The organism is uncultured Oscillibacter sp., assembly GCF_950073225.1.
GTDB lineage: Bacteria > Bacillota > Clostridia > Oscillospirales > Oscillospiraceae > Oscillibacter.
Map to the genome: position 1 here is coordinate 1 of NZ_CATMPS010000058.1, position 8,657 is coordinate 8,657.

An 8,657-nucleotide genomic window follows, 5' to 3' on the forward strand; every position below is an offset into this window, starting at 1 on the left:
CGTAGTGAATACCCTTGATCTCAAAATGGGTGTCCGGGATGACGTCGCCGGTCTGGGCGTCCCGTTTCAGAATCGTCAGGTTGGGCAGTTTTTTATCTGCCGCAGTGACGGTGATGGTTCCTCCGCCGTTGACGTCCGCCTGATCCACATGAGCAAGGACGGGTTCATCCAGCTTGGCGTAGGGGGAGGGGGCGGAGACCTCGACGAAGGCGTACAGCCCCTCGGTGATGTCCGTCACTGTGATGGAACCATCTTCCTTGGTAGCCTCGGTGCCGATGATTTGGCCGTCTTTCAGGATATTAAAAACGGCGCCAGGGAGAGGATTATTGGAATCATCCAGCTTCTTCAGCTGGAGCTTTACCTTGGCGTCATTCTCGAAAACGAGCGCCACGTCGGTTTTGCCATCCCAAACAAAGGTCTGCTTGACCTTGCTCTGGTCGGGGCTCTTGGTGTACCCCTCCGGCGGGGTCATCTCCTCCGCGACATAGCTGCCGGTGGGCATGGTATCCCAGGGCACATCCGCGAGATATCCGCCCTCGACTGTGGTATAGGTCCCCACAAAGCTGTTGTCCACGCCTGTGATCTTAATGACTGCCCCGGCGAGGCCCTTGGTGGGGTTATCCGCGTCCACTTTGCGGATGCTGCCCTCAGCCGGAGTATCGGGGATGTCGGGGATATCGGGGGTACCGGGCTTCAACGTCTACTACCAGGACGGCGTCCAGGTGGACAGCGGCGCGCCCTATACCGGCGAGGCCCCGGCAAAACCCGCGCCCCAGCCGTCCGCATCCAAGGCGGAAACGCTCCAGGTCAGCAGCGTGAAGGGCACGGAGCTGACCGTGGGAGAGCGAAGCTCCCTCATCATCAGCCCCGCCGGAATAGACTGCACGGCGGCCTCCAGCGATCCGGCGGTCGCCTCGCTGGAGCAGGTCGCCGGGTACTGGGTTGTCGTGCCCAAAGCGCCCGGCTCCGCCACGATTACCGTCACCAACGCTGCCGGGGAATCCGGGTTCCTGACCCTCACAGTGAAGGCGGACCCCTCCGCTCCAGCGGAGATCGACCTGAACGCCAATCTGGAAATCCGGCGGGAGATCATCCAACTCGTCAATGAGGTGCGCCGGGAGCATGGCCTCGAGGCCCTGCCCATCAACGACGCGCTGATGAACGCCGCCCAGGACGTGTCCGCGCAGTGCGTCCCGGAACACCGGCCCTATGACTGCGAGATCCTCCCGAAATACGGCTGGCCCCACGGCGCCATGTACAATCTGGTGGCCATGGGCCTGGACGACTTCGACAACGCGGCGCGGATCGCCGTGGACGCCTGGGTCAACTCCCCCGGACACCTGCAAACGATGCTCAAGGACAACGCCACCTGCATCGGCGCGGGCGTGACAAACTCCGGCTTCCGGGTCTACTGCTACATGGTGGTGGGCTCCCCCAACTGGGTGAGCGCCTACTCCTGACAACTTCATCCTCCTATTTCCTCGAAGGCCCCCTCAGCATCCGCTGAGGGGTTTTTCTTTTGGGCGGGCGCGCCATAAAACGCCCGCCGGTATCTGGTCCATCCAGGACCGCGCCAAGCCTCCGGTACACCCGGAGGCTTTTTCTATTTAAAAATGAAAGGAATCTTCTCTATGAAAAAGATGACTCATCCCCTGTGGACGAGATTGACGGCGATGCTGCTGGGGCTCGTCTGCGTTTTTGGCCTGATCCCCACGACGGCCTTCGCCGCCGGCGACACGATCAAGCTGAAGGACTTCGGCTACACCGGCGTCAGTTATCAGTCCGCCGCTCTGGGCCGAGCCCAGCTCCATCAGATGTATTTCCAGGACGGCTCCGACACAACTGTCGGCTTCTGCGGCACCAAAGGCGGCGGTATGGGCGACAGCCTGAGAGGCCAGACCTGGGGCAACAAAACGCCTATTACGGACCCCACGGTTATCACCATGATGGCCTATTTCTACTCCCACGCAAACAATAACTTCTCGGACGAAGCCATCGCCATGGGAGAGAATAATGTCTGGAGCGAGGCTTACTGCTGGCGGATGAACGCCTGGGTGCAGGCGGTCATTTGGCGCTATAAGCAGGGCCTTCTCAGTGATCCCGTCGTGGCCTGCGCTGAGGAGCTGATGGCGGTGTACAACTCCATTGAAGGAACTCACTACACCAGCATTGACGAAAAACGGGCGGACAGCACAAACACTTTCCGGGATATCTCCCAGTATGTGCTGGACCTGGGCAAGCGCGGCGTCTGGGGAAAATGCCAAGCGTATGAGTACAGCTTTACGGGCTCCGGTAGTTCCACTCATCCCGCTTCTGGGGTGCAGAAAATCATCATCGGCGACCATTCTATTGAGAATCCGCCCAAGGATGAATACTCCCTGATCGTCAAAAAGGTGGATTCCGCCGACCCCACCAAGGGCCTCGCCGGAGCGAAATTCCATGTTGAAAGCCAGGATGGGTCCTTCTCCAAGGACATTGTGACCGGCCCCGACGGCACCTGCGAGGTCACCAACCTGCCCGCGAGCACCTACGCGGTCACTGAGACCGAAGGACCGTCTGGGTACGAGATTGACAATGCCGGGCCGCAGTATGTTACCCTGCCCAGCAATGGGAAGAATACGGTAACGGTCACTTTCACCGATACCCGCAAGCCCACCGCCTTTCCAATATTGCGGAGCTTGACGTAGTTGTTCCCGGCGATGTTGTAGGCCGTCATCTGTACCTGCTGTCCGTCCACATAGATGGGGGACCAGGCGGGTTCCGCCGTGATTCCCGCGGCCACAGCGCCTCCGGTGAGCGCCGCGCCGAGAGCCATGCCAATGGCCAGCGTACCGAAATCCTTCTTTTTCATCTCTGGGTTCCTCCTTCGCGTATTCCGGGAGGCTCAGGCCATGGCGAGCTTTGGCGCGGCGTCCTGCTCCAGGGCGGGAGCTATCGCCAGGACATGCCATGCCCCGCCCGAGAAGCTGGAGTGGCAGACCGCCCAGTCCAGGACTTCCATGTCTTCGGGCCGGTCCCTCGCCAGGGCCAGGGACCGCCTTGACGTCACATGGTCGCAGCCCTCGGAAGAGATCACATCCACCGCCTGGGCGGGATGCTGGCGGATAAAGTCCAGGACCGTCATGCCGGTCCCTCCCGGTTCTTAGCCACATCATACCCGAAAGCACGGTGGAAAGCTATTGAAACAAAAGGAGAGCCGGGAGAAATAGAAGTGGAAAACCGAAGCATATTATACAACCTCGACGGCCCGGACGCAGTAGCGGAGGTCCCGCTGGTCCCGGACGCAAGTGTACAGGGTGAGGCAGCTCTCGCCGGTTTCCTCCAGGCCGCTCCGGTCCGTCTCGCTGACCTTGGAGACAGTGGTCACCTCATAGGTTTTCGTTCCCAGCTTGGTGGTGAGTGTGATCTCGTCTCCAGCGTCCAGGGTGTGGATTTTCCCGAAGTAATCGTTCGCCCCGCGATTATGGGAAGCGAGGCAGACGTTGCCTCCCCAGATGGAGGTGTCCTCAAAGTGGCCCACGCCCCTTGGCAAGCGTGGAGCTGCCGGTGCCCTCGTAGATTTTGACGCTGAGGTCCAGGACGGGAATCTCCAGCCTGCCAAGGTGCCCGCCCTTGTAGTAGAGGTCCTCCGTCACCTCGGTAAAAGTGGCGGCGTCCGTTGCGGTGGGCTTGGTCGTGGTGGTGAGGCTGGAGGAACCGGGCTGATACACCGACCCGCCGCTGCCGGAGGAGGGCGGGACAGCCGTGCCGCCGCCAGAGGGCGCGAACACAGCGCTCCCGCTGGCGGGCGGCAGCACGACCGTTACGGACATGCTGCCGTTGATCACGGCGCCGGTCCCAGCCTTGGCCTCCGGGGCCAGATTGGGTGTGAGGTAGTCCCCGCTGCCGGGGAGGTCCGCCGTGGGCGTGCCGAAGCCGGGCGGGATCAGGGCGGCGTTTTTGCTGATGTCCGTGTTTTTCCACTCGCCGTTGTCTCGGGTGTGTACCACCTCAATGGAGGTGGCCTTCCCATAGTTGGCCCCGGCGGGCGGTTCGATGTTGTACTCCAGCGCCTCGGCATAGGCCGTCAGGACCAGAGCCACAAGCAGGGTCAGTAAAAAGAGTTTTTTCATGTGGATTCCTTTCCGCCGCCGGCCCTCTTGACTACAGGTCGGCGGCAATTTATAATTTAGGGGTTCCAATATTTAGAAAACTGTGGTCAAAGGAGAAGAACGAATGCGATATGAACTGACAAAAGACCTTGAGACCGGGAACGCTGTCATCGACGGGGAGCACCGGGAGTTGTTTCAGGCGGTGAACCAGCTGATGGACTCCTGCGGGAAGGGTCAGGGCCGCGCTTCCATGGAGCCCGCCATCCAGTTCCTGATCGAATATGTGGACAAACATTTCAGCCACGAAGAGCGGCTCCAGCAGGAGAGCGGATACCCCGGTATGCCCGCCCATAAGACGTTCCACGCCGGATATAAAAAGACGCTCCGGGAAATCGCCGCGAAGATTCCGGCGTCAGGCCCCTCGGTGGCGGACCTGAGCGCGCTGAACAAGCATGTGGCGGTCCTGGTCAATCACATCCGGGTGGAGGACAAGAAGCTGAGCGCCTACATGAAGCAGAAGTAAACGCCGTCATTCCGTTCCTTCCTCGGATTCATGCCGCCGCTTCAGGTACAGCGCCGTTCCCATGCCGCCGCCCGCCAGGGCGATCACGCCCAGGGGGACCAGCAGGTAAGCCCAGTTGAAGCGGAACCCGGAGTCGGCGCCGGAGTCCGCTTCCGTGGGGATAATATCCACTGTGGGAGCGTCCCCCTCGAAGATGGCCACGTACCGGGTCTTGTTCAGGGCGATCCGGCTGACGGTACCGGAGTAGTTGGCGGTGACCGTGTAGCCTTTTACATAGCTGCTGGTGGCCGAGCCGCTGTAGGTGGCTACGGCGGTGAATCGGTCGCCCATAGCGTGTCCGTCCAGGCTGGCGGTGTTGTCCGTCTGCCAGCTGATATCCTGGAGGGTCAGGGTGCGCCCGCCGTCCTGGATGGTCTTGGGGATGTACGAGGTGTCCTGTCCCGCCAGATTGGGATAGGAGCGGGTGACGTTGACCGCCTTGGTGGAGCTTCCATAGCCGGAGACGTCTACCTGGACGGTGTCCAGCTGAAGGGTGAGGGTGCCGGAGAGGCCGTCGTCGGTGACGAACTCCTTCTGCTGGGGCAGAAGCTCCAGCACGGAGGCCATATCCTTGTTTTTGCTCTCCAGGGTAACGGTCTCCACGTGCTGGCGGCTCTCGTTTTCTGGGAGCTCCTGCTTGAGCAGGTCCACCAGGGTGTAGCAAACGCCGTCCTGCTGGAAGTCGGAGCGGGGGATCTTTGTATCCATTCTGGGTCTTGTAGCTGGGCATGGAGACAAAGGGCCCCTTCTCACTGCCCACGATCCGCAGGCCCCGGACGGCGAAACAGCCGCCCAAGGTGACGGAGGCGTTGGCAAGGACATTGTCGCTGGTATTGATGGAGTGGATTTTCACATCCATCTCCAGGGGGACGGGTTCCCGCTCAGGGACGGCGGCGGGTTCGGGATTGGCTTTCTTGGACATAGTCGTTACTCCTTTTCGTTTTTATTTGGAAGCGGCGAAGGTCCCGGCGCGGGCTTCCAATCGCCGCAGATCCCAGTGGGTGAGTTCCATGGTCCTGGGTCCGTCGTCCAGATGGACATCCGCCAGGTACTTCAGGACCAGGGGAAAAGAAAAAGCGCCGCGTTCCTCGGGGAAGCGGCGCTTCAGTTCAGCGGGGGAGAGCCAGCCTGTGGCGGCGATATAGGCCCGGCGGACAACCGGCGGCCCGAAGCCGCTCTGCCTCAGTTCCTCCGGCAGCTCCGCGGGCTTGGGGACAAGCCGGTCATGGTCCAGGCAGTAGCGGACCTTCAAGGCGGAGACACATTTCCGCGCCGCCGCCAGCACCTCCGAGGCCCCCTGCCAGGGGGTCTGGGCCAGGCAGTCCGTAACAAGGACGTTTTCAAGGTCCTGTCCGCCGGGGGACAGACCCGCCCGGCGAATGCGGAGCAGCTTCCGCGCCCCATTCATCAGTCCAAGCTCCTTCACCGTATCGCCGGGAAGGTTCCGGTAGTGGGTAAGGACGTCTTGGACGGCGTCAAAGCGGGTTTCCGTCCAGAGGTTGGGCCCGAGGCGCAGATCGTCGATGGTGTAAAAAGAAAGATTCATCACGTCATCTCCATTCCGCCGGAGGAAGCCTCCGGCTGTTGCTGCTGGGAATTCTGAATCTCCGCCAGCTTCTCTGCCGCCCAGTCGGGCAGATATTGATCGTCCAGCACACCGTCGAAATCATGTCGGTCCCAGCGCAGCTTCTCCCCATCTCCCAGGCAGACAGCGTAGACGGCCTGTCCTCTGGCTGTGGAAGAGCAGCCAAAATAGGCTGGATACAGTCCTCCGCTAGCGCTGCTTCTCCTTCGCGGACGCAGTCCCGGACAGCCTTATCAATGGCCCAGGCGCATTTGACATTTTCACGAAAGCTGTCCTTATGCATCTGCGCTTCGCCGCGGCGCTTGGCCTCCGTCAGAGTATGGGGATACAGGTAGGGAAAATCAGACGCCATGGTCCTGCATGGAGAATTCCACCGCGTAGCAGTCCTCCGCCTGGTAATACGGCGGGTCGCAGTAAAAGAGCACGCCGTCTCCGTCGTACTGCTGGATCAGGGACTGGAAGTCCTTGTTCTCCACCACCACCCGCGCGAAACGCCGGGAGCAGTCCCAGATGAGATGGAAGAACTGCCGGATGTCGCAGGGTCGGCTGGCGAAGGCGGTGGTGTTGCTGTTGTAGCTGTAGCGGATCAGCTTGTAGTAGTTGGCGGCGCGGGTCACGTCGCCCAGGGAGGGCCGTTCCAGAAGCAGAGAGCGAATCTGCTCATACTCCGGCGGGTCCAGATGGATTTGCACCAGCTTCAGGTTTTCCTCCAGATACTCGTCGGTGAACTCCTCCTTTTTGAAAAACTTCAGCAGGACGTTAAAGCCATCCCGCGAGTCCAGGGGAAGGAAGCCAAGCTCCAGGAGCAGGGCCAGGGGACGTTTTTTAATGCAGAAGAAGAGGTTCGTCAGATTGCTGTTGTAATCGTTGTAGATCTCCACACAGCCTTTTTTCAAGGGTCTTGACAGGAGGACGGTCCCGCTGCCGCCGAACACGTCTATAAAGCAGTTGGCCAGGGCCGGGAACAGCTTGTGAATGAGCCAGAGCAGCTTTCCCTTCCCGCCGACCCATGGGAAACAGGGTTTCACACCGTATCCTCACCGCCTTCCTCGCAGAGCCACGGCGGAGCAGGGGGACCGGCCTCCTCGAATTTGTCCAGCGCCGTCTCCAAGCCGTCCACGGCGGCCTGGAGGCCCCTGATCATGATGTTCAGCTGGCGGATGGTGCGGAGGATATCTCCGGCGGTCCTGGCGTAGAAGTAGCCGTCCCTGCCGCTGCAGATGGGGACGGCCTTCCGCCGGAGCTTGTTCACCAGCTTGCGGAGGTCCGTGCCATTCATTTTCATGGCGCGCTCCAACTCCGCGCTTTTGATGGTCCGGTCCCGGCCCTTGAAGCCTCCTTTCAGATAGGCAGTCAGTTGTTCCTCTTTCATTTCCTGTCCTTTCCGGGGCCGCGTTTCCGAAAAAGGGCATAAAAAAAGCAGGGGCCGTCGTCCCTTTCGGAAAACGGCCCCTGCTTTGATGGTTATTCAGTTGGAGGGTCTGGCTTGTTTACACGCGAGTCTGTCGCGCCGCAGCGGATCAGCTCAAACAGCTTCTGCGGTACCGGGGGTTCTCCCCCGGCTGCCTTCCAGCCCACCAGGAAGGCGATGCGGACCATGGAGAACAGCGCGCTTTCCGCCTCGTCGTATTCTTTACGCTCCAGAAAACTGCTGAACGCCTCCTCGAAGTCGTTGCTCATCATACCTGTATCGTAGATTTGCTGGTAGAGTATCAGCAAGAGTATCACAAGGCAGTTGGTATAGCTATTCATTATTTCTAACCAATTTCAGGCGAGATTTTCGGTTAAAATGTGAAGTGCTCTTTTGGGCGCAAAAAGGGCGCCGGGCTGTCAGGCTGTGCATAGCCAACAACTCCGGCGCTGAAATTTCGTGTAATATGCTCTGGTGAAAAAGCGGTGATGAAGGCGGCTGAAAAAGGGCGCTGGCGCTTAAAAAGCCGTTTGTCCGCAAAAGGGGGGGAGTTCGAACCCCTCCAGTCGTGCGAAAACCCTGAAAATATCCATTTTGCGGGATTTTGAAATCCCAAAAAACAAAAAGGTGAAACAATTGGTACTCTAAGCGTTCAGCCTAAAATATCCAGATTGTTTCACCTTTATGGTCCGAGTGGCGGGATTTGAACCCACGGCCTCATGGTCCCGAACCATGCGCGCTACCAACTGCGCTACACCCGGATACGATGCCAAAGGCGTCCGCCGCCTTCTCCGCTGTGGCGGAACGACAACACCCGACTTGCTCATTATAAGAGATTTTTCATGTAATGTCAATCTCTATTTTCCGTATTTATCCGGTACGTGAGTTTATACTTACATTCGAACACCCGGCCAGCCGGAAAATATCCATAAAGCCCCAATAGTGAGCTTTCTTCAACCTGAACCTTGCAGAAATATCCGTAGGGACTTCATTGGCGGTTTTGCCGGC

Annotated in this window: 12 protein-coding genes, 1 tRNA gene and 2 pseudogenes; 3 read left to right on the forward strand and 12 right to left on the reverse strand. The window is 59.6% G+C overall.

Going from position 1 to position 8,657, the window contains the following annotated elements:
- On the reverse strand, positions 1-697 hold a 697-nt coding region (locus Q1M04_RS15610; RefSeq protein ID WP_300448765.1), incomplete at its 3' end, for a collagen binding domain-containing protein.
- Between Q1M04_RS15610 and Q1M04_RS15615 the strand changes: the two genes are divergently transcribed.
- Together Q1M04_RS15615 and Q1M04_RS15620 are read left to right on the forward strand one after the other, a co-directional pair.
- Positions 666-1,460, forward strand: coding sequence for a CAP domain-containing protein (locus Q1M04_RS15615; RefSeq protein WP_297999778.1), 795 nt, complete (start codon positions 666-668; stop codon positions 1,458-1,460). The two genes, Q1M04_RS15610 and Q1M04_RS15615, sit on opposite strands and share 32 nt — an antisense overlap.
- A 171-nt stretch (positions 1,461-1,631) precedes the next feature.
- Positions 1,632-2,687, forward strand: coding sequence for a collagen binding domain-containing protein (locus tag Q1M04_RS15620; RefSeq protein ID WP_297999780.1), 1,056 nt, complete (start codon positions 1,632-1,634; stop codon positions 2,685-2,687).
- A 197-nt stretch (positions 2,688-2,884) separates the two neighbouring features.
- On the opposite strand, the gene Q1M04_RS15625 is transcribed toward Q1M04_RS15620, so the two are convergent.
- From Q1M04_RS15625 to Q1M04_RS15630, 3 genes are all read right to left on the reverse strand, one after another.
- Positions 2,885-3,124, reverse strand: coding sequence for a hypothetical protein (locus Q1M04_RS15625; protein ID WP_297999782.1), 240 nt, complete (start codon positions 3,122-3,124; stop codon positions 2,885-2,887).
- A 105-nt stretch (positions 3,125-3,229) separates the two neighbouring features.
- Positions 3,230-3,520: a sortase domain-bontaining protein gene (locus Q1M04_RS16285; RefSeq protein WP_366132271.1), complete on the reverse strand. Its 291-nt coding sequence runs from the start codon at positions 3,518-3,520 to the stop codon at positions 3,230-3,232.
- Positions 3,507-4,112: a hypothetical protein gene (locus Q1M04_RS15630; protein WP_366132273.1), complete on the reverse strand. Its 606-nt coding sequence runs from the start codon at positions 4,110-4,112 to the stop codon at positions 3,507-3,509. The genes Q1M04_RS16285 and Q1M04_RS15630 overlap by 14 nt, the downstream gene beginning before the upstream one ends.
- Positions 4,113-4,215: 103 nt before the next feature.
- Here Q1M04_RS15630 and Q1M04_RS15635 point away from each other — a divergent pair, with 103 nt between their 5' ends.
- The gene (locus Q1M04_RS15635; RefSeq protein WP_297999784.1) at positions 4,216-4,614 is read left to right on the forward strand and encodes a bacteriohemerythrin; all 399 of its coding nucleotides are present in this window, start codon (positions 4,216-4,218) and stop codon (positions 4,612-4,614) included.
- A gap of 6 nt (positions 4,615-4,620) precedes the next feature.
- Here Q1M04_RS15635 and Q1M04_RS15640 read toward each other — a convergent pair whose 3' ends face one another.
- From Q1M04_RS15640 to Q1M04_RS15675, 8 genes and pseudogenes are all read right to left on the reverse strand, one after another.
- Complete coding sequence (locus Q1M04_RS15640) at positions 4,621-5,361, reverse strand: cell wall anchor protein (protein WP_297999787.1); 741 nt, start codon at positions 5,359-5,361, stop codon at positions 4,621-4,623.
- A gap of 49 nt (positions 5,362-5,410) precedes the next feature.
- A pseudogene (locus Q1M04_RS16290) lies at positions 5,411-5,575 on the reverse strand (SpoVG family protein); the annotation flags it as partial.
- 21 nt (positions 5,576-5,596) lie between these two features.
- Positions 5,597-6,199 (reverse strand): hypothetical protein, encoded by a 603-nt coding sequence (locus Q1M04_RS15650; RefSeq protein WP_297999789.1) that lies wholly within the window; start codon positions 6,197-6,199, stop codon positions 5,597-5,599.
- 259 nt (positions 6,200-6,458) lie between these two features.
- Positions 6,459-6,590 (reverse strand): annotated as a pseudogene (locus Q1M04_RS16295) (DUF3849 domain-containing protein); the annotation flags it as partial.
- Positions 6,580-7,266, reverse strand: a complete 687-nt coding sequence (locus Q1M04_RS15660) for a DNA adenine methylase (RefSeq protein ID WP_297999790.1) — start codon at positions 7,264-7,266, stop codon at positions 6,580-6,582. The pseudogene Q1M04_RS16295 and the gene Q1M04_RS15660, both read right to left, overlap by 11 nt.
- Positions 7,263-7,610, reverse strand: a complete 348-nt coding sequence (locus tag Q1M04_RS15665) for a hypothetical protein (protein WP_297999793.1) — start codon at positions 7,608-7,610, stop codon at positions 7,263-7,265. Before Q1M04_RS15665 ends, Q1M04_RS15660 begins: the two co-directional genes overlap by 4 nt.
- A gap of 92 nt (positions 7,611-7,702) precedes the next feature.
- Positions 7,703-7,990: a hypothetical protein gene (locus Q1M04_RS15670; RefSeq protein WP_300347210.1), complete on the reverse strand. Its 288-nt coding sequence runs from the start codon at positions 7,988-7,990 to the stop codon at positions 7,703-7,705.
- Between the two features lie 344 nt (positions 7,991-8,334).
- Positions 8,335-8,410 (reverse strand) — tRNA-Pro (locus Q1M04_RS15675).
- Positions 8,411-8,657 lie beyond the last annotated feature (247 nt).

What these genes read in the sequence shown, in the direction of transcription:
- Q1M04_RS15615 (WP_297999778.1), top strand. Translation starts at nt 666, where the DNA reads ATGTCGGGGATATCGGGGGTACCGGGCTTCAACGTCTACTACCAGGAC.
- Q1M04_RS15620 (WP_297999780.1), top strand. Translation starts at nt 1,632, where the DNA reads ATGAAAAAGATGACTCATCCCCTGTGGACGAGATTGACGGCGATGCTG.
- Q1M04_RS15625 (WP_297999782.1), bottom strand. Translation starts at nt 3,124, where the DNA reads ATGACGGTCCTGGACTTTATCCGCCAGCATCCCGCCCAGGCGGTGGAT.
- Q1M04_RS15630 (WP_366132273.1), bottom strand. Translation starts at nt 4,112, where the DNA reads ATGAAAAAACTCTTTTTACTGACCCTGCTTGTGGCTCTGGTCCTGACG.
- Q1M04_RS15635 (WP_297999784.1), top strand. Translation starts at nt 4,216, where the DNA reads ATGCGATATGAACTGACAAAAGACCTTGAGACCGGGAACGCTGTCATC.
- Q1M04_RS15640 (WP_297999787.1), bottom strand. Translation starts at nt 5,361, where the DNA reads ATGGATACAAAGATCCCCCGCTCCGACTTCCAGCAGGACGGCGTTTGC.
- Q1M04_RS15650 (WP_297999789.1), bottom strand. Translation starts at nt 6,199, where the DNA reads ATGAATCTTTCTTTTTACACCATCGACGATCTGCGCCTCGGGCCCAAC.
- Q1M04_RS15665 (WP_297999793.1), bottom strand. Translation starts at nt 7,610, where the DNA reads ATGAAAGAGGAACAACTGACTGCCTATCTGAAAGGAGGCTTCAAGGGC.
- Q1M04_RS15670 (WP_300347210.1), bottom strand. Translation starts at nt 7,990, where the DNA reads ATGAATAGCTATACCAACTGCCTTGTGATACTCTTGCTGATACTCTAC.